This is a genomic window from Leuconostoc kimchii IMSNU 11154, assembly GCF_000092505.1.
Lineage (GTDB): Bacteria > Bacillota > Bacilli > Lactobacillales > Lactobacillaceae > Leuconostoc > Leuconostoc kimchii.
Genome location: NC_014136.1, coordinates 1,395,641 through 1,416,304, shown reverse-complemented (window position 1 = coordinate 1,416,304; position 20,664 = coordinate 1,395,641). Strand labels below are relative to the sequence as shown.

The following is a 20,664-nucleotide window of genomic DNA, read 5'->3' as shown; positions in this document are numbered from 1 at the left end:
CTCAGTATTCACACTTTCCTTTCCATCATTATGGCCGCATGTCCATTTTTATAGTACTTTTCTCGACGATAATACGCACTAAATCCCAATTTTTCGTACAAATGAATCGCTGCCTCATTCGATTCATCTACTTCCAACAAAAAACGTTGTGCATGAGATAACGTAAAAACCCGAGTCAAGAGTTGAAAGGCCAATCCCTGACGTTGGCTATTTGGGTGTACAGCAATACTACCAACTTCAACTTCATCGAGTATTTGCGTCACGCCTACAAAACCACCATCGGCAATAAAATAGTGGCTTCTAGGGCTTGTTAACTCATGTTCAAATAGTGATTTTGGCCAAGGAGACGGTGAAAAGGCAGCTTCGGCAATTTCAAATATCTGCTGACTATCTTCAATTGTCGCTAATTTTATGTTCAAAATGATTTACCATTGTAATTGCATCTTCATGATCACCAAAGTAGTAACCCTTCTTTACATCCGTTTTCAAAAAACCTAATCGCTGATATAAAGCCATGGCACCATGATTAGAAGCACGTGCTTCTAAACTCATTGTTGTCACACCAACGGCCCTTGAAAAAGCCGCTAATTCCTCAATCATCAACGTCCCCAGCCCATTTTTTTGCCAAATAGGCACAATCGCAATGTTCGTTATATGTATATCCTGCTTCTCACGATTATAAGCTGCGCCTGCAAAACCAATCACTTGATCGTTTCGTTGAATTACTAAATACAGGCGTAAACGCGGTCTAGATAGTTCACTCAAGAAATCACGCAATAACCATGGTGCCTTACCAGCATACACAGCTTCCTCAATATGTACTAAACTATCAATATCTTCAACAGTTGCTCGTCTCAATATAAACGAATACCCTCTAGTGTCAACTAATTTTTGTTCAAATTTTGGTAATGCCGCGGGTAATTTATGATGCCGATTAAACTTCAAAAACATAATTTTCAGGGTTATCCTCACCCGGATGTGCTGCAATCCAGTTCAACTCTGCTTGTGTCTTTCGCAAATATTGTGGATTAAAGTCAGCAATGCTTGCAATTGGCGTGGCTTTTATGCCTAAAGAAACAATACCCTGCCCGTCAGGTAAACTCTCACTTGGTGTTAATACATGAGCCTGTGTGCCAAATTTTTCTGCAATTTTTTCTGCAAAAATATCGGTATCACCCAAAAACGTCACTGTTTCGTCACGTTCGGCTAGCCAAGCAAACAAATTAATGAGGGGTTGATGCGCATCAGGAAAAACATTTTCACCGTTCTGATAAACACCTGAAAAAACATTATCATTACGCGCATTAAATAACGGCACAACTAATCCTTCATTCGACACATTTTGCGCTAAAATGGCCAAACTAGAAACGCCAACCAAGGCTATATTTAATGTATCAGCTAGCATTTTAGCCACCGTCACGCCGATTCTTAACCCAGTAAATGAGCCTGGCCCTTGCGCTACGACGATACGATCAATATCGGATAATGTCCATTGTTGTGCTGCCAACGTGGCTTGAATGGCTGGCAACAATTGAATAGAATGATTACGTGCCTCGTTAGTCGAGAAAACCCGTAGAACGTTATTATCTTCCGCCAAACTCACTGTCAGTGGCTGGTTACTTGTATCAAATGCTAGAATCTTCATAATTTATATTTTAACACAAAAACAACCACCAAACGGTGGTTGAGATAGAAGTTATTTGATTGGCTCTTGATACGGCATAATCGGTGTTGTGACACCCACATTTGTCGCAAACGTATAATGCTGACTATCTAGTTTAGCTAAATTTTGTGTTCGCCCAGTAACAATTACGCCAGCGAATGTTGCTGATTTGAGATTTTTTGCAATCAGTTTTTGACCATCCTTTGCAATGTCTATATTATCGATAACCTGTCGCCCAGACTGATCTTTTAATGCTTGTTTGAGTCCTTGATAACCGAAAAATTCATTTTGACCTGCTTTAATTCCAGTTCCTTCTGTCAATTTTCCTGTACCATCTTCACTAGCATTCAGACCAATATAAGGGGCATGCGTTGCATCTAGTTTATCACTCTTAATGCCCAGCCAATAATAATTGATCATGACATTATCAGGCATCATTTGACGAATGTCATCATAGCTGTAACGTTTATCGAATGTGATTGCCACTTCACTTAAGGAATTTGATAAATGATCTAAAGTTTTGGCCTCGTGTGTTGGCTTGCTTGGTGCTAACATTGATTTTTGATCTTTGGCAGATTGATATGCATGGGCATACTTCACATTGAAAAATAAGGGTTCTTTTTGTTGAGACTGCCGATTAGTGGCAATCACTTCTTTAGATGAACCATTTTTAGAAACAACATTTGGTGTTTGTGAAGAAGCACTTTCAATGCCATTCATATTAAATGAGATACTTTTTTCTGGGTAAGACACACGATACCCATCAATGTTTTTTTCACGGTCACTTTTCAATGTACTTTGCGTGGCTCTAGTTACTGAAAAATATTGTGATGTCGATATCATATTAGGTGAATATATCAGATCCTCAATATTAAACTGACGTTGTTGTTTTTCAGCTTCCTTTTGCATTTTATGTCCTACAAATTGATGAGTAGCATATGCGCCACCACCACCTACTACCAACGTCGCAGCACAGGCAATTGCTATGGTTTTCCACATCTTTTTACGTTTTTCTATCTTAACAATTTTTTCAAAATTAATATTGTCACTCATTTTCATACCCCATCATCATGTGTTTTAACTGCTTTCTTGTTCGATACAAATCTACTTTTATTTTGGATTCACTAACGTTATAAATCGCAGCAATAGCGTTAATTCGTTTTCGATCATCATAATGCAAAATGATCAACGCCCGTTGATAATCATTTAATTGTCCCAATGCACGTTGCAAACTACTATAATCCGCCAATATTGGTTCAACTTCGGAATATTGTCCATATTGTTCTAGTAGAATGTCACGGTAACGCTTTTGGCGACGATAAATATCGTAAAATCGTGATAGTGCAACACGATACAACCATGGCCGCAATTTATCTGGCGTCAATATAATATCTGTTTGAAGTAATTTTACAAAAACATCCTGCATAATATCTTGTGCATCACTTTTTTCCACACCCTGATTAATTAAAAAACCAACAATTTCATTTGCAATATCGACTAATATTTTTTCATAGCGATTAATTTCCATATACCCCTCCTTTCATAGATATAACGAACAAGATAGTGATTGGTTACAAAAGACGATAAAAAACTGCAAACATGACCGAATTACTTCAGTCATGTTTACAGTTTGCTCATTAATATTAATTTATTTTTGAAATAATCAAGCGCTACTTTGTAGCTGATTCCACCAAGGCAACAACTTCATCGTTGGTTTCGGCATCCAAAGCTTTTTCAGCTAACAATTTCATGTCAGCTGTATTTAGCTTTTTCATCAATGATCGCGTCTGTAGAACAGATGGTGCGCTCATTGAAAACTCATCTAATCCCATACCCATTAAAATTGGTACAGCAATTGGATCACCAGCCATTTCGCCACACATGGCAACGAACTTACCTTCGTTGTGTGCTGAAGCGATAACGTTATTAATCAAACGTAAAATTGACGGATTGTATGGTTGGTACAAATAAGCAACCTTGTCATTGCCACGGTCTGCAGCCATCGTATAACCAATCAAATCGTTAGTGCCAATTGAGAAGAAATCAACTTCCTTAGCAAACTTATCTGCTAAGACTGCTGCTGCTGGAATTTCAATCATAATACCTAATTTAATGTCACCCATTGCTACACCAGCTTCTTCAAGCTTAGCACGCTCTTCTGAGTAAACCTTTTTAGCACTACGGAATTCAGCCAACGTTGCGATCATTGGAAACATAATCCACAAATTGCCATAAGCAGATGCACGTAGCAACGCACGTAATTGTGTTCTGAAAATTTCGGTTTGATCCAAAGAAATACGAATCGCACGATAACCCAAGAATGGGTTTTCTTCTTCAGGTAATTTCCAGTAGCTCAAATTCTTATCGCCACCAATATCCATTGTACGAACAGTTACCGGCTTACCAGCCATTTTTTCAACAACAGCTTTATACGCTTCAAATTGCTCATCTTCTGTTGGTAAATGATCCGATTCCATGTATAAGAATTCAGTACGATATAATCCAACACCTTCTGAACCATTCTCTAGGACAGCATCCATATCTTTAGGTGACCCAATATTAGCACCTAACACAAAATTTTTACCGTCTGCACTCACAGATTGTTGATCTTTTAACAAAGCCCACTCTGCACGTTGTGCCAGATAGTCCGCTGCTTTTTGTTGATAAACTGCTAATGTGTCAGCATCTGGATCTACAATAACGTCACCAGTTAAGCCGTCCACAATGACTGTTACACCTGCAGCAACTTCTTGTGTTGCCACTTCAGAACCCACTACTGCAGGAATTTCGAGTGTACGTGCCATAATTGAAGCATGTGCTGTACGACCACCCAAATCAGTTAAGATACCCTTAACAAATTGACGATCAAGTTGTGACGTATCAGAAGGTGTTAAATCTTTTGATACTAAGACAACTTCTTCATCAATCAAAGCTGGATTAGGTAATGCCACGTTCAAGAGGTGAGACAAAATCCGCTTCGTAACGTCGCGAATATCTGCCGCACGCTCTTGCATATAAGCGTTGTCAGTCATAGCTTCAAACATGCCAATATACATGTCTGTCACTTCTTTGACTGCCTGTTCTGCGTTCACTTGGTCATCAGCAATCTTCTGTTTGAAGGCACCCGACATTTCTGGGTCTGACAAAACCATTAAGTGCGCTTCAAAAACTTGTGCTTCATCCGCACCTAAGTTTTTTTCTGCTCGCGCCTTAATGATTTCCACATCAGCACTAGCAGCCTTCAAAGCATCGTCGACACGTGCTTGTTCAGCCGCCACATCTTTAATTGTTGTCTTACTAAAAGACAAATCTGGATCGACTAACAAGTAGGCTTTAGCAATTGCTATACCATTACTTGCCGCGATTCCTTTGAAGTTATTAGACATTTTTATTCTGCAAGTCCTTCTGTTTCCATGGCTTCAACAATAGCTGCAATAGCTGCTGTTTCATCTTCGCCTTCTGCCTTGATTGTAACATCAGCACCTTGACCAACGCCAAGTGACATCACACCCATGATTGACTTCAAGTTAACATCCTTACCTTGGTATGACAAAGTAACATCTGAAGTAAACTTTGATGCAGCTTGTACCAACAATGTTGCTGGGCGCGCATGAATACCTGTTTCTGCTATGATATGAAATTCTTTTGACTGTGCCATAATTAATTTCTCCTTTTTAGCTGTTAATCAGCTTCTGAATATAGTTTATCAAAGCGCTTACAAAATATCAAGTAAAACATTACACAAATCCTTGCTATATCAAGCAATAACGCTAGAAACGCCTATCTGACGGCATTTCAAATGTAAACGTTTACATATAAAATACAGGTTGTTTTCTGCAAATGAAAACGGTCATCACTGACCGCATAGGCTACCCATTAAATTCTTGATTCCCTGCCGCTTTTGCCAATCGGTTATTAAACGCCTTACCAATGCCTACAGGTGGCATTTTTTCAACATAAATTATTGCAACTTCATCGTCATCGTCATAAAAACGCAAACCAGCAAATAACTGTTCAGTCGCATTTTCAAGCGTTTCACCGAGTGACCAAGTTTGTGACAAAGGCAATTGCATCCCTGCAATTGTTGCATCTTGTGCCATCACAACATCATTTTTTTGCAATGTTAATTTAAGGTCTAACGCATCTAGTCGGTCAAACATGACGACTTTTTTATCTGGCGCATAATGTCGATACTTCATTCCTGGTGCTTTAGGTGTCACATCACTTGCAACTGATGTCGTGCTTGTTGCATCAATCACAGCTACACCAAGTGCCTCTTGCAATTGATTTTGCGTGACAGCCCCTGGGCGTAAAATTGTCGGCACAGCAGCAGACATATCAACCACAGTTGACTCAACACCAACCATAGTTGGCCCATCATCAACAATGCCTGAAATTTTACCTTGCATATCGTGCCAAACATGCTGAGCTGTTGTTGGCGATGGTTTTCCTGACAAGTTGGCACTTGGTCCAACTAATGGTACACCTGTCATACGTATCAATTCGCGCGTCACGTCATTGGCCGGTAAACGAAAAGCAACAGTTTGCAAACCACCTGTCACCAACATTGACACCTGACCAGTAATGATAGGTAATATAATAGTCAACGATCCCGGCCAAAATTGTGTCATCAATTTTTGAGCAGCTTCTGATATTGTGACATAAGCCTCTAATTGTGACACATCTGCCACCGTCATAATCAACGGATTATCTGCAGGACGCCCTTTAGCAGTAAAAACTTTTTTAACGGCCAAATCATTTGTCGCATCAGCACCAAGTCCGTACACTGTTTCCGTTGGAAAAGCAACGACTTCGCCTGCTTTTAATAAGGCGCTAGCTTTCGCCAAAGCTTGTTGATCTGTTGTAAATATTGTTGTTTTCATTTTTCTACTCGAATCATACGATCCAGACCTGCAAAGTCTTGCCGTAATGTTATTTTTGCTTGTGGTAACGCCTGTTGCATGATATCAACAACTTGTTGCCCTTGTTTATAACCAATCTCAAAATAAGCACGACCGTGTTCAGTCAAGTGAGCATCCAATTTTTCGGCTAACAACTCGTAAATAGCTAACCCATCGTGTTCTGCAAATAAGGCTGTGCGTGGCTCGAAATTCAACACACTGATATCCATTTCGTCTTCATCCGTTGACGCAATATAAGGTGGGTTACTCACAATAACATCAAATTTAAGTCCTGCTACAGCACTATACACATCACTTTCAATCACATGCAAATAGTGTAAGCCAAGACGTTGTGCATTCAGTTCAGCAACTGCCAACGCATCAGATGAAATGTCAGCCGCAAATCCACGTATATCAGAATTTTCTAACATTAATGTTTCGATAATAGCACCTGAACCTGTACCAATATCTAACACTGAAATTGGTTGCGCAATTTGTGAACTAACATCTTTTAAAATCCATTCAACGAGCTGCTCTGTTTCAGGCCGTGGAATTAACACACGTTCATCAACTATAAACTCACGACCATAAAAAGGCGCATGCCCTAAAATGTACTGTACTGGCTGATTAGCCAGTAGTTTGGCAATCCATTTGGGCCACACTGTCGCCAAATCTGCAGGCATAGTGCGTGTGATATTGGCACGTAAATAAGCATAATTAATATTTAATGCCCCACTTAATAAAAAGTCAACATTATCTTGCGCATCTGTTTTGGGCATCCCGACAGCAGTCAGCTCCTCAATCGCCCATTTTCGACCTTCAAGTAAGGATATTTTAACATTTCCCGGTTTGATTGGTTTTCTAATGTCATCCCAATCATACCACTTGGTTGCCGTCAACTTATCAGACGTCACGTGGCGTGCCGATTGGACAGATTTAAATTGTTTTGGTGTTTCAAAGTGTTTTTCTGTCATCTTTAAGCTTTGTTCAATTCAGCTAATTTAGCCGTTTGATCGGCAATTACAAACGCATCAATAATTTCACCCAAGTCACCATTCATGATGCGATCTAATTTATTTAATGTCAACCCAATACGATGGTCTGTCACACGATTTTGTGGATAATTATATGTTCGAATACGTTCCGAACGGTCACCCGTACCCACAGCAGATTTACGTTTTTCTGCGTATTCGGCTTCGTTTTGTTGTGCATAAAAATCATACACGCGACTGGCAAGTAATTTACGCGCTTTATCACGGTTTTTAATTTGCGTACGTTCTTCTTGCATTTTAACCATCATACCCGTTGGCTTATGCACCAAACGCACTGCCGTCGAAACTTTGTTAACGTTTTGACCACCCGCGCCACCTGAACGGAAAAATTCTTCTTCTAAATCAGACTCAGCTAATTCAAAATCAATTTCTTCAAATTCTGGCATCACACCAACGGTCGCTGTTGACGTATGCACACGACCTTGTGTTTCTGTTGAGGGTACGCGTTGTACACGGTGCGCACCGGACTCGAATTTCAATTTGGAGTAAACATTGTCACCTGAAATCATGATCGCAACTTCTTTGTAGCCACCAACTTCTGTTGTTGTTTCATCAATAATACTCAATGCCCAACGTTGCTTTTCTGCATAACGACGATACATATCCAGTAAATCTGCAGCAAATAAGGAAGATTCATCTCCACCCGCTGCACCACGAATTTCCATAATGATATTTTTATCATCATTTGGATCCTTTGGTAACATTAAAATTTTAAGTTGTGCCTCTAAGTCTGATTTTTCTGGTCTTAATGTATTAAGATCCTCTTTTGCAAGTGGTGCTAATTCGTCATCATCAAGCATATCTTCCGCATCTTGAATCTCTTGTATAACCTGCTTATAGCGTGTATAAGCAGCAACCGTGTCGCGCATTTCACCTGCTTCTTTTAACAAAGCCATATACTTTTGACCATCACCAGCTACTTCTGGATCAGCTAATTGTTCATTAAGTTCATCATATCGATCAACCACTGTTTGTAAAGATTTAAATATTGGGTCCATTTTTTATTCTCCAAAGTATGTCAATAAACATATTCTCTAGTCATTCACATGTTTATTCTTGTTATGTACGAAAAGCATCATATCATTGATTGTATGCTTTCTATATTAATTTCAAACGATCACCCTATTTTTTGATTGGAAACATTGCAGCAATTTTTTCTGCATCAGGATGATACCAGTGTCGCCGACATGTGGGAATATAAGCCTCGTCGCCTCCGATAAAGACTTGCTCACCAGCACGTTGTGGCTTCCCATCAACAATTCTTAGCTGCGTAGTCGCTTTTTTGCCACAAAATGAACAAATGGTTTTCATCTCTTCTAACTTGTCTGCTAACTCAATTAAACGCTGTGACCCTTCAAATAAATGATTAAAAGCATCTTGTTTCAAACCAAACGCCATTACTGGAATATGCAAGTGATCAACAACATAAGCTAATTCATCCACTTGGCTTGGTGACAAAAATTGTGCTTCATCTACTAAAACAACTGCTAAGTTGTCTGATTTCATGCCTGCAATCAATTCAAACAGATCATCTTCCGGTTTAACAGCTAAAGCCTCGCGCGACAAGCCAATTCGACTGGACACGACCCCGACGCCAGCACGTGTATCAATCATGGGTGTCATTAATAGGACTTGTCTACCTTGCGATTCGTAATTGTGAGCTACTTTTAAAATTTCAATTGATTTTCCGGAACTCATTGCCCCATACTCAAAAAATAATTGTGCCATATGTTTAACGTGTCCACGTTAAATAGTGACGTCATGGCTGAAAACCTACTGACGCCGTTATTTTCGAAAACACTTGCCCTCCCTTACTTTAACGATAAAAATGAAACAGCTACTTACTATTATAACAATTTTTAACACAACAAAAAACAACATGTTTTAACATTACCGTGTTAGTCATTGTGTTAATCATCAACAACTTGTCGAACCGTTCCAGGTTTAAATAAATCCGACCACGTTAACGTTTTTGACGTTTTAGCATTCACCAAATCAGTTAACCGGCTAATGGCTACACCATGAGTTGGCGCAGAATCGTGTAAGATAAACCCATTTCCTAAATAAATAGCAGCATGCAGTCGCTCTTCTGTATAGGTATCTGGCGTCACTAATATATCGCCACGTTTCATGTCACCCCATGCTACTACTGTCCCAATTTGATTCAATAATGTCGTTGAAGCTGCTGACTGGACGACCAATGGTTGTCCTGCTTGACGGTAAAAATAAGCAATAAATGATGAACAATCAAATTCATTATGAGCAATAGACTGCGGGGTTCTTCCCCCACCATATACGTATGGGCTTTTACCAACAAGTTTCATGCCACCTGTAATTGCTTTTTCAATCACTTTGTTATGACTGGCCACTGATGAAGCTGTTTTTTCATACGCTACCTTTGTATCACTCACACCATTTTGATCAAAATAATAGCTACTGCCATTAATTTTCTGCAAACCATACACCATTTCACCAGTTTTAGGTGAAAAATAATACGTCTTTGTGCCAATGGTTTGTAGGCCGATCAACTTTTTTTGTGTTGCATTGACGATTAAATAACGCTTCGTCAACCCACGTTTAAAGGTTACTTTCTCACCCGTGGTTGTCGTGAGTGTTTGTGATGTATTAATTGTCATTGCTTGTATGGGTTCGATAACATACGATAATTGGTGTGGATTAGTCACAATTAACACACCTGCGACACCGCCAATAATTAGAATTGCTAGACTCTTACGCTGATAATTTTTAACATGTTTTTTCCGTGCGCGATGTTTTCTTTGACGTGATAACATTGTTTTTTCTCCAGACAAAAAGATTATCTTAAGCTTAACACAACCAGTTTGTACCAATATTAATTTTATTGCTTTTTAACATGACCTTTTTATGGTACGCCACCCTTTTAAAACCTGTGCTTATGTTATTGAATCAATTTAATATTTAATCAAAATTAACCAACAACGGTGCTCTCGTGGTAAAATTATAAACATGAAAGTGGGGACATTATGACACTTAAAAGTTCATTTGCACACATCGCAGCTAAAAGCACCTATTGGCTTTTGCATGATGTGTTACATCGTGGTGGCACAAGTCTGCCTGGAAAAATAGCAGTTGCAATCGATCCAAATATTTTGCAAAGTATTCAGAAAAATTTTGACCTGATCATTGTCACTGGCACTAATGGCAAAACATTAACAACGGCACTGATTACACGCGTCTTAACATCTGGTGGCTACACTGTCATCACAAATCCGTCCGGTTCAAATATGATTCAAGGTATTACCGGTACGCTCGTTACTACAAAAGTCAAGCCATCTCCTAACGGCAAAAAGCCAATTGCGGTACTGGAAGTTGATGAGGCAAATGTTGAAAAAATTACAGCTGCCATTGCGCCTAAAATGTTTGTATTGACCAATATTTTTCGTGATCAACTTGACCGTTATGGTGAAATCTATACAACGTATGATAAAATCATCGCAGGCATTAAACATGCCCCTCACGCGGTTGTCTTAGCCAATGGTGACTCACCTATTTTCATGCGGGGTGACTTCCCCAATGAGCGACAATTTTTCGGTTTTAATCACATTTTACCTGCAGACTATCAACCTAGTGCCGCACCAATCAACACTGATGGCATTCTATCGCCAACCGACCATTCAGTCCTTCACTATGATTTCATGACTTATGGTAATTTGGGTAAATATTTTAGCACCACTGACAAATTTGCTCGTCCGGCACTACGTTATCAAGTGACCAGTGTCGATAAATTAACACCAAAATACTCAATATTTAGTATTGACAACACCCCTTTTAGAATTGAAATTGGCGGACTATATAACATATACAATGCGCTCACTGCTTTTGCTGTCGGACGTGAGTTTAATGTTTCGCCTGAACAAATTAAAAAAGCTTTTGAATCTAATGCACAAATTTTTGGTCGTCAGGAAACAATCAACGTTGACGGCAAAGATGTCACAATCGTTCTGATTAAAAATCCTGTTGGTACGAATTCTGTCATTGATATGATGCTAACTGAAGAAAATGATTTTTCCTTACTAACGTTATTAAATGCTAACTACGCTGATGGTATTGATACCAGTTGGATTTGGGACGCTGAGTTTGAAAAATTACATGATACAAATATCAAGGCGATTGCTACTGGTGGTGAGCGTTATCAAGATCTACGTGTACGCTTAAAAATGGCCGGCTTCTCAGATCAGGCCATTTACGAAGACTTAACACAAGTTATCAAGTCCATTACATCTTTTCCAACTGATAAAGTCTATATTGCAGCTACCTATACAGCAATGTTACAACTTCGCGAGCAATTAGGCTCAGCTGGCTACATTAAAGGAGGATTCTAATGGCAGATTATAACATTTCTGTAGCCCATCTTTATGGTGACCTCATGAATACTTATGGTGATTATGGTAATATCATTGCCCTGACTTACTATGCCAAGCAAATTAATGTCCGTGTTAATTATCATCTCGTATCACTTGGCGATCACTTTGATGATACCGCATTTGACTTCGCTTTACTTGGTGGTGGACAAGATTATGAAGAAACAATTGTTGCACAGGACTTAGTCACAAAAACTGAAAATTTACGACAATATATTGAAACTGGCGGTCCTTTGCTTGCCATTTGTGGTGGCTTCCAATTACTCGGACATTACATGATTATGGCTGATGGTACAAAAGTTAACGGCATTGGCGTGATGGACCATTACACCACGAATATGTATCAAGATAATCTCACAGTGTTACCAGGGAAACGTTTAACTGGTAATATTGTCATCAAAAATAACGACACTGGCGAAACCTACCATGGTTTTGAAAATCATCAAGGTCGTACATTTTTAGGTCAAGGAGAACGTGCGCTAGGAACTGTCATTTCCGGCAACGGCAACAATGGCATGGACAATACTGAAGGCGTTATTTATCGCAATGTTTATGGTTCTTACTTTCATGGGCCAATATTCACACGTAATGGCAACTTAGCAAAGCGTGTATTAGCAACATCATTATCTCGTAAATATCCTGATGTTGATTGGCATAATAGGTTAGAAAGCATCGACACAGAAACATTCTAATATAAAATAATATATGGTCTACTTTTTTATACTCAGTTTATCAATATAAAATCGACACGACGATACATAAAACACCCCTTAAGTTGACCAACTTAAGGGGTGTTTTATAGCAAAAAGATACCCTAAATACGACAATATCGGTACATTAACCGATATGACACTTTGGATAATGTCACTTTATTGACTTTTGAAACGATTATTCGAATAAATATACTTGTGTTTCGTATGGTCTGAGCACATTGTTTTTATTGTCGGTATAATTACTAATCAATATTTGATCAGCAGCATTTTGTCCATAATCACGCATAACAGTTTGATTAGTAAAATTACTCAATACTAGCAATGTTTGACCATTATAATGGCGACGGTAAGCAAATACCTCATTGTCTTCTGGATCAATGGCCTCATAACTACCATAAATAATCAATTCAGACGCATGACGTAGTTGAATGAGCTTTTGATAATAATAAAAGACAGAATCGTCATCTGCCAAAGCCGCCTCGACATTGATATTGGTATAATTTGAATTGAGATTAAACCAAGGTTTTCCAGTTGTAAAACCAGCGTTTTCTGCACTTGACCATTGCATCGGTGTGCGTGCATGATCGCGCGACATGGTAGCAAAATAACGCATCATCGTCTCTTTATCGACAATTTTTTCTTCTACAACAAATTGTTGATAGGCATTTAGCGTTTCAATATCTTCATATTGAGAAATATCATCAAGTTTAACATTCGTCATACCAATTTCTTCGCCTTGATAAATATATGGTGTACCTTGCAACATATGTAAAGTCGTCGCTAACATTTTAGCTGCTTTGACACGATATTTAGGATCATCTGTTGCAAATCGTGACACAGCACGTGGCTGATCATGGTTATTCCAGTACAAGCTATTCCATCCTTTACCATCTAGACCAATTTGCCATTTAGATAGTGATGCTTTCAGATCAGTCAATTTAACCTTTTCATCATTCCACTTCGTTAATCTTTCATCTGGATTGGGCGTTAAGGCAATGTGTTCAAACTGGAAAACCATATTCAGTTCATTACCCTTCAAATTAGTATACTCTTGTGCCTTTTCAGGTGTCACACCTGGCATTTCGCCCACAGTCATCACATCATAATGAGATAAAACCTTGCTGTTCATTTCTTGCAAAAATTCATTCAAGCGTGGACCATTAGCAATCGCTGTCGCATCTGAATAAATAGCATTATCTGGTTTTGGTATATCCGGCAATCCAGCTGTCTTGGATATCAAATTGATCACATCCATTCGGAATCCATCAATGCCTTTGTCTAGCCAAAACGTCATTAAATGCCATACGTCATTACGAACAACCGGATTTTCCCAATTTAAATCTGGTTGAACATCGGCAAAAAGATGCAAATAGTATTGTCCAGTAGCTTCGTCAAATTTCCAAGCTGAACCACTAAAGAAGGATCCCCAATTATTAGGTTCATGTCCATCAACAGGATCATGCCAAATATAATAATCGCGATATGGATTGTCTTTTGATTTTTTACTTTCAATGAACCATTGATGCTGATCAGATGTATGGTTAACAACAAGATCCATCATGATTTTCAACCCCAACTTGTGCGCCATCGCTAGCATCTCATCATATTGTGCCATGGTGCCATAAGTTGGTTGGATATTTTGATAATCACTTATATCATAACCATTGTCTTTGTTAGGTGAGCAATAAATTGGATTGAGCCAAATCACATCTGCGCCCAATTGTTTAATATAAGGTAATCGTTGTGTTAGACCCCCAATATCACCAATACCATCACCGTCACTATCCTGAAAACTCATTGGATATACTTGATAAACAACCGCTTCTTGCCACCAATTTTTCTTTGTCATTATTTAATGCCTACACTTTCTTCATTTTGGAAACATGCTTACTAGCCCATTGAAAAACTAAAATGCCGCCAGTCACAACCAATAACACAATAAACATACCGATAAAAGCATTACCACTGATTTTAGCTAGTATACGAACCCCGATTGGACTAATAAACGATCCTAAATTACAGCCAATCAGTAAAACAGAATTACCTAGTGTTTCCGAACCTTGGGGTGCAATTTTAGACAATAAGTTGAATGCATAGGTTCCGGCTAATGGATAAGAAAAGCCACATAATATTGTCCCTAGCGATACAATATATAAATTTCCACCCATACCAATGAGTATTGCACCCATCGCCATTAGAAATGTGCCAATAGGTAAAGTCATATCACTAACCACTTTGTATATACGTCCAAATAAAAATCCCATTGCCATCCCGGCTAACGTATTCAAAGAAATAATCAGGCTAGCCGTTGTTGCTGATCCTAAAGACCCCCGCACAATGATATTTGGTATTTGCACAATAATTGCTGTTGAACACATAACCAAGAAAAATAATAGCAAGGCCAGCCAAACAACTGGCATATTAATTTTTTGGTGCGTTTCTTTGCTTTCTTTATTAACGCGAGGTTCTGGTACATATCGCCAAAAAAATATCATAATTGGAAACGCCAAAGCATAAATCAAAAATGCCATATGCCAGTTAATTAATAACAATAAACCAACCACTAAATTCAAAATACATACACCAAGTTGCTCCATTGCAGAACGATTCCCCAACATTTGTGCCTTATCGTTGCCGGTAAACAATAAATCAATCACAGTAATTGCTAATGAATTAAATAATCCAATACCAACACCTAACAACAATCGAGATATGAATATTGCTACGAAACTTTGACTAAATACAGGAAATATACCTGCAACACCTGTAATGATTAAACCAATAGAAATAGTCGGTTTAATACCGATTTTCTTAGCAATGCTACCCGAGATCAACAAAAATATCATAATTGTAAATTGTTGAACAGTGGCAATCATATCAATCATTGCCAATGAAATATTGGGAAAATTCTTTGCCATTAATGGTAAAGCTGATGACACTGCCGGCCCAGTCGTAATAATTAGAGATATTGACAATACCGCATAACGCATCATGCTTGTATGCGTTGCGGGTAATGCTTTTTTCATGATTTTTGCCTTTCTCAACATTTAATCCAGTAAATCAATATTTACTGTTACCTAAACAACAAACATATTCGAATATCAAAATCGTGTAAACGTTTACATAAAATACTATAACATTTTTATGCAAACGTTTGCAATGCTTAAAATATTTTTATTTTACTATTTTGTGGATTTACTCTATAGTTAAAGTAACGAATCTAAAATAATCTAGGTAAATTTATGGCTACGACAATAAAAGATATTGCCCGCATTGCAGGCGTTTCTCCATCGACAGTTTCACGTATTTTATCCGATAAACCATCGCTATATAGTGGATATGCTCCTGAAACAATTTCTAAAATTAATCAAATTGCTAAAGATCTCAATTATCGAAAAAATCGTTCAGCAATTGAATTGGTTACCAAAACAAGCCAAGTATTAGGTATTATCTTACCTGCCAGCCCAACTAATTTCGCACAAGAAATTATTGCTGGCATTCAAAAAGTTGCTTCCTTACATGACATAGATATTATTATCGCCTATGCTGGTGAAGATAGCGAAATTTTACAAATGCAAGCACTCAAAACAATATCTGAAAGAAGTGTTCGAGGTATACTTTTATTAGGTATCACACTCAGTTCGACGAATGCTCACTTTTTGCGTTCCACAGACATTCCCTATATTTTTTTATCTGTTGCTCAACCTGAACCAGATTTACATTTCATTGCATCAAACGATTTTGATATTGGCTATCAGGCAACGAATTATCTAATTATGCACGGTCATAGAGAAATTGCATTTGTTGGTGCAGATATCCCATCATGTGTCGGCCAATTAAGACTTGATGGCTATCGGCAAGCTTTAAAAGATCACCATATTGCCTACCGTGCCGACTATGTCATACCTGGTAATTGGCTTTATGACGATGGTATTCAGGCAATGAATATGCTCGAAAAACTACCTCATTTAACTGCCGTCGTAGCTGGAAGTGATCTAGTTGCTGCTGGGGTAATCAATCGTGCACGACAATTGCAGCGTCGTATTCCCTCCGAATTATCAGTTATCGGCATTGATGGCACTGCCCTATGTGACATTATCTATCCCCAGTTGACAAGTATTCAACAATCCTTTTATGAAATGGGTATTAAGGGTACTGAACAATTAATTCAACAAACAAACATTACTAGCTCTTATACTCAGATTCGTACAAAAAAAGGTGAAAGCGTCGCAACACGACTATCTAACTAATAAATCAATCAAATTTCCGCCTGAATATAATTGTATACACAAAAAGAAACCCAAAAAGTACTTTGACTTTTTGGGTTTCTTTTTAATAAAAATTTTAACATAAACAGCACATCAATTAACTGCCAATAAAGGACGATACTTATCTAGATTCTTAAACATTAAATAAGCATTCATTAATAGGACGAAATATGCTGGTATTCCTGATTGTGGCATTAAAAACAGATGAAATAATACCATATTTATTGAAACCGGCATAAATATCACCAGTGCCAACGCCACATATTTGTTCAGAATAACTAATAATCCTATAATAACCATTACTATTCCAATAAAATAGAAGAAGTATCCTGTATTCTCAAAAGCATCACTAAAATTTTGGGCTGCCTTGACAGTATATGAAACTGGCGACTTTCCTCCTAAATACAACATCGTGCTACCTGATACAATCAAAATTAATGAAAACAAAGATCTTACAGCAATATAAACTAAATTTTTAATATTTTCCACAATTATCCTCCAAAGTGTGAATTAAATATCATTATATTATATATACGATCCCTCAGTCTGTCAACTCATGTGAATCAGCAAGACAAATTCTAGCACTACACTATTTATTTTCCTTTTTTTCCCAACAGTTGTTTCCTCTATTTGCGTAATCGGTAACGAAACCAAGCGCTGCAAAACACTTACTTGTTTTTTTTATTTTCTAATTGTTCATTCCGCTGATTCTGTTTAACTTTATTTACTTCGCGATGATACCAACGGATAATAGCAACTAGACCAATTGTTGAAATCAGCATGGCAATCACGACCCAAATGAAAAATAACATTAATTTTGTATCTTGTGACATCATTTTTAACACGTATGTGCGATTTGATCATGCACAACGCCTTCTCCTTTACATTAAATATCCAAATTATCGTACTCTCCTCACAGATTTTATTCTGATAAGTGATAATAATATGTCGAAACCGATATATCTTTACGTGCCGCAAAAGCTGTCCTTAAGCGCAATGAATTTTGGTTATGCAAAATATTTTGCCATGGCTTTTTCGGTACGAACTGGGGCACAAGTACTGTAACTGAATGATTACGTTTCTCAGCTTGTTTAACAACAGCATCAACAAAACTCAAAGCAGGTTTTACAATGGAACGATAGGATGAATGAATATCAACATATCTAACATCTGGAAAATCAATTTTAAATTGGGTTGATGTTTCCAACTCTTTTTTAGGATTAACATCGAAACTGACATGCATTGCGACCACATAATCACCTATCGATAATGCATAGTCAACCGCTTCTGTGGTCACCCTTGTCACATTGGACACCAATACAATAACCGTTGATCCATCATAGTGATGCCGTACTGTGTGATCATTCTTAGCATATGCTAAACGTAACTGTCTAGCAATACTTGTATAGTGCCCCTTAATTTTGAGGAACATGTACATCACGACTGGCATAATCAATAAATAGGGCCATACGTGTTCAATTCTTGTAGCAAATAATGTTATCACTAACACTGCCGAAATAAAAGCACCCACAAAATTAATGACTGCCTTGATAAACCATCGCTTAGGCTTCTTACGCCACCAGTGAATAATCATCCCTGACTGTGATAATGTGAAGGGCACAAAAACACCTACTGCATACAAAGGGATGAGGGCATCTGTTGAGCCATGAAAAATTAACAATAATACAATTGCCCCAAAAGCCAATGATAAAATACCATTAGAGTACCCTAAACGATCTCCTTTATCCATATACAAATGCGGTAAATATTTATCACGTGCTAAATTCAACGCTAACATTGGGAAAGCCGAGAAGCCAGTGTTGGCAGCGACCGCCAAAATAAGTGCGGTCGCCAGTTGAATCGTATAAAAGCCAATACCGTGGCCGCCAAAAGTAATGGCTGCAATTTGTGATAAAACTGTTGAGTGGCTATTTGGCGTGATACCATACCAATAGCTCAAGAAAGTAATACCACCAAAAAATGTCGCCAAAATAATAGCCATTGTTGACAAGGTTGCAGCAGCATGTTTTTCTTTAGGGACCTTGAAATTTGGCACTGCATTAGAAATTGCTTCAACACCAGTCAATGATGATGAACCACTTGAGAAAGCACGCATGAATAAAACAAATGACAGACCGGAAAAGCTTGTGCCGACTCTAGCAGCAGCATGATAAGGCAATTGTCCGGTTAATGCTTGGAAAACACCCCATAAAATCATAACTGCTAGCACAACAACAAAAAAGTAGACCGGAAACATCAAAAAATTAGCACTTTCACGCAACCCACGTAAGTTCATGCCAGTTAACAAAATGACAATGATAATGGATAGTGGCACAACAAATCGTTGTAACATCGGTGCAGCAGCTGTAATCGCGTCAGATGCCGCTGAGGCCGATACTGCAACCGTTAACATATAGTCAACTAATAACGAACCACCAGCTACAAGGCCCGCCTTAGCACCCCAATTTTCGCTGGCTACAGCATACGCACCACCACCTGATGGATAAGCATGAATAATTTGTCGATAACTCAAAACGATAGCAGCTAATAAAACCAAAACCAGAATTGCAATTGGCAGCTGTAGCCATAAGGCTACGGCACCAGCAGCTAACAGCGCCGTTGTAATTGATTCTGTTCCATACGCAACAGATGATAATGCATCTGAAGATAGCAACGCCAAGGCTTTTGTCTTAGTCAGTGATTGACCACCCTCATCTAATGTTTTAAGTGGTTTACCAATCAATATTTTTTTAATATATTGAAACATCTCATTCTCCAAAGTGATTAAGATCTGAATTTTTAAAATTGCCTGACACGTCATGCCATTTTAAGTTCACTCGCACACATTTCTAAAAACATATTCTATATTACTCATCACATTGTACGCTACTTTAACCAGTAAAAAAAGCCGTCAATATAACGACTTTGTGACAAATATCATGTCTAAACTAATGCAACAAACCGATCAAATATCTTTTGTGATTCTGGTTCCGCCATTAATAGCATTTCCGGGTGCCACTGGACACCATAAATTTGACGTTTATCATCTGAAAAAGCCTCAACCACACCATCTGAACTTGTTGCATCTAAAACCAATCCAGTGCCAAAATCCTTGATAGCTTGATGATGGAAAGTGTTCACGAGTGACTTTGGTGATATGACATCACTCAGCCAGTTGGGACGTTGCCATTGCAACTGATGCGTTGGCGTTGACCATTTTGTTGGATACTGATTATGCTTAACCGCTAAGGGTTCATACTGGCTAGCTAAATCTTGATACAAGGTCCCACCTAATGCGACATTGATCACTTGTGCACCACGGCAGATACCAAAAATTGGCTTACCCACACGAATCGCTTCTTTCACTAAAGCCAGTTCAAACGCATCGCGATGCCGATCAATTTCACCAATTGCTGGTATTGGTTCTTCACCATAATAATCAGGTGAGACATCTTGCCCGCCTGCTAATACTAACGCATCAACGGTCGCTACATAGTCTACTGCTAATTCTGGTTGACTGATTGGCAAAATAATAGGTAAGGCGCCTGCTTCCGTAATACCAGTCATATAGTTTTTTTGAATATAATTGACATAATTCGTACCAAACTTAGGATTAGCATGCACAGCATGATTACCAGCGACACCTATTGTTTTCATCGTAAACTCC

21 protein-coding genes are annotated in these 20,664 nt (G+C 38.3%); 3 read left to right on the top strand and 18 right to left on the bottom strand.

The window, feature by feature from the left end; translation table 11 throughout:
- Positions 1 to 8: 8 nt before the first annotated feature.
- The 12 genes from rimI (LKI_RS07705) to LKI_RS07650 all read right to left on the bottom strand — a co-directional run bounded on the left by rimI (LKI_RS07705) (position 9) and on the right by LKI_RS07650 (position 10,408).
- Positions 9 to 419 carry a ribosomal protein S18-alanine N-acetyltransferase gene (gene rimI, locus LKI_RS07705; RefSeq protein WP_013103577.1) on the bottom strand — a complete coding sequence of 137 codons (411 nt, stop codon included), beginning with the start codon at positions 417 to 419 and terminating at the stop codon, positions 9 to 11.
- The gene (gene rimI, locus LKI_RS07700) at positions 394 to 951 is read right to left on the bottom strand and encodes a ribosomal protein S18-alanine N-acetyltransferase (RefSeq protein ID WP_013103576.1); all 558 of its coding nucleotides are present in this window, start codon (positions 949 to 951) and stop codon (positions 394 to 396) included. The genes rimI (LKI_RS07705) and rimI (LKI_RS07700) overlap by 26 nt, the downstream gene beginning before the upstream one ends.
- Complete coding sequence (gene tsaB / locus LKI_RS07695) at positions 935 to 1,645, bottom strand: tRNA (adenosine(37)-N6)-threonylcarbamoyltransferase complex dimerization subunit type 1 TsaB (protein ID WP_013103575.1); 711 nt, start codon at positions 1,643 to 1,645, stop codon at positions 935 to 937. Before tsaB ends, rimI (LKI_RS07700) begins: the two co-directional genes overlap by 17 nt.
- 51 nt (positions 1,646 to 1,696) lie before the next feature.
- Complete coding sequence (locus LKI_RS07690; protein WP_013103574.1) at positions 1,697 to 2,716, bottom strand: anti sigma factor C-terminal domain-containing protein; 1,020 nt, start codon at positions 2,714 to 2,716, stop codon at positions 1,697 to 1,699.
- Positions 2,709 to 3,191, bottom strand: coding sequence for an RNA polymerase sigma factor (locus LKI_RS07685; protein WP_013103573.1), 483 nt, complete (start codon positions 3,189 to 3,191; stop codon positions 2,709 to 2,711). The genes LKI_RS07690 and LKI_RS07685 overlap by 8 nt, the downstream gene beginning before the upstream one ends.
- A 142-nt stretch (positions 3,192 to 3,333) precedes the next feature.
- Positions 3,334 to 5,049 (bottom strand): phosphoenolpyruvate--protein phosphotransferase, encoded by a 1,716-nt coding sequence (gene ptsP, locus LKI_RS07680; protein WP_013103572.1) that lies wholly within the window; start codon positions 5,047 to 5,049, stop codon positions 3,334 to 3,336.
- 2 nt (positions 5,050 to 5,051) lie between these two features.
- Positions 5,052 to 5,321 (bottom strand): phosphocarrier protein HPr, encoded by a 270-nt coding sequence (locus LKI_RS07675; RefSeq protein WP_013103571.1) that lies wholly within the window; start codon positions 5,319 to 5,321, stop codon positions 5,052 to 5,054.
- 211 nt (positions 5,322 to 5,532) lie between these two features.
- On the bottom strand, positions 5,533 to 6,546 hold the full coding sequence (locus LKI_RS07670) for an L-threonylcarbamoyladenylate synthase (protein ID WP_013103570.1): 1,014 nt from the start codon (positions 6,544 to 6,546) through the stop codon (positions 5,533 to 5,535).
- Entirely contained in the window at positions 6,543 to 7,538 is a 996-nt protein-coding gene (gene prmC / locus LKI_RS07665) for a peptide chain release factor N(5)-glutamine methyltransferase (protein WP_013103569.1), read from the bottom strand. Before prmC ends, LKI_RS07670 begins: the two co-directional genes overlap by 4 nt.
- Before the next feature lie 2 nt (positions 7,539 to 7,540).
- Positions 7,541 to 8,614 carry a peptide chain release factor 1 gene (gene prfA, locus LKI_RS07660; protein ID WP_013103568.1) on the bottom strand — a complete coding sequence of 358 codons (1,074 nt, stop codon included), beginning with the start codon at positions 8,612 to 8,614 and terminating at the stop codon, positions 7,541 to 7,543.
- A 124-nt stretch (positions 8,615 to 8,738) separates the two neighbouring features.
- On the bottom strand, positions 8,739 to 9,344 hold the full coding sequence (locus LKI_RS07655; RefSeq protein WP_013103567.1) for a thymidine kinase: 606 nt from the start codon (positions 9,342 to 9,344) through the stop codon (positions 8,739 to 8,741).
- Between the two features lie 182 nt (positions 9,345 to 9,526).
- Positions 9,527 to 10,408, bottom strand: a complete 882-nt coding sequence (locus tag LKI_RS07650; protein ID WP_013103566.1) for a C40 family peptidase — start codon at positions 10,406 to 10,408, stop codon at positions 9,527 to 9,529.
- Positions 10,409 to 10,618: 210 nt separating this feature from the next.
- Between LKI_RS07650 and LKI_RS07645 the strand changes: the two genes are divergently transcribed.
- Positions 10,619 to 11,977, top strand: coding sequence for a Mur ligase family protein (locus LKI_RS07645; protein WP_013103565.1), 1,359 nt, complete (start codon positions 10,619 to 10,621; stop codon positions 11,975 to 11,977).
- Positions 11,977 to 12,708 (top strand): type 1 glutamine amidotransferase, encoded by a 732-nt coding sequence (locus LKI_RS07640; protein WP_013103564.1) that lies wholly within the window; start codon positions 11,977 to 11,979, stop codon positions 12,706 to 12,708. The genes LKI_RS07645 and LKI_RS07640 overlap by 1 nt, the downstream gene beginning before the upstream one ends.
- A 196-nt stretch (positions 12,709 to 12,904) precedes the next feature.
- Here LKI_RS07640 and LKI_RS07635 read toward each other — a convergent pair whose 3' ends face one another.
- Together LKI_RS07635 and LKI_RS07630 are read right to left on the bottom strand one after the other, a co-directional pair.
- Complete coding sequence (locus tag LKI_RS07635) at positions 12,905 to 14,578, bottom strand: glycoside hydrolase family 13 protein (RefSeq protein ID WP_013103563.1); 1,674 nt, start codon at positions 14,576 to 14,578, stop codon at positions 12,905 to 12,907.
- 10 nt (positions 14,579 to 14,588) lie between these two features.
- The gene (locus LKI_RS07630) at positions 14,589 to 15,755 is read right to left on the bottom strand and encodes an MFS transporter (protein WP_013103562.1); all 1,167 of its coding nucleotides are present in this window, start codon (positions 15,753 to 15,755) and stop codon (positions 14,589 to 14,591) included.
- 216 nt (positions 15,756 to 15,971) lie between these two features.
- Here LKI_RS07630 and LKI_RS07625 point away from each other — a divergent pair, with 216 nt between their 5' ends.
- The gene (locus LKI_RS07625) at positions 15,972 to 16,979 is read left to right on the top strand and encodes a LacI family DNA-binding transcriptional regulator (protein ID WP_013103561.1); all 1,008 of its coding nucleotides are present in this window, start codon (positions 15,972 to 15,974) and stop codon (positions 16,977 to 16,979) included.
- Positions 16,980 to 17,090: 111 nt separating this feature from the next.
- Here LKI_RS07625 and LKI_RS07620 read toward each other — a convergent pair whose 3' ends face one another.
- The 4 genes from LKI_RS07620 to LKI_RS07610 all read right to left on the bottom strand — a co-directional run bounded on the left by LKI_RS07620 (position 17,091) and on the right by LKI_RS07610 (position 20,654).
- Complete coding sequence (locus LKI_RS07620) at positions 17,091 to 17,486, bottom strand: DUF3185 family protein (RefSeq protein WP_013103560.1); 396 nt, start codon at positions 17,484 to 17,486, stop codon at positions 17,091 to 17,093.
- A 179-nt stretch (positions 17,487 to 17,665) separates the two neighbouring features.
- Entirely contained in the window at positions 17,666 to 17,833 is a 168-nt protein-coding gene (locus LKI_RS11005) for a hypothetical protein (protein ID WP_013103559.1), read from the bottom strand.
- Positions 17,834 to 17,919: 86 nt separating this feature from the next.
- Positions 17,920 to 19,764, bottom strand: coding sequence for an APC family permease (locus LKI_RS07615; RefSeq protein WP_013103558.1), 1,845 nt, complete (start codon positions 19,762 to 19,764; stop codon positions 17,920 to 17,922).
- A 176-nt stretch (positions 19,765 to 19,940) separates the two neighbouring features.
- Positions 19,941 to 20,654, bottom strand: coding sequence for a gamma-glutamyl-gamma-aminobutyrate hydrolase family protein (locus tag LKI_RS07610; RefSeq protein WP_013103557.1), 714 nt, complete (start codon positions 20,652 to 20,654; stop codon positions 19,941 to 19,943).
- Between the last annotated feature and the right edge of the window lie 10 nt (positions 20,655 to 20,664).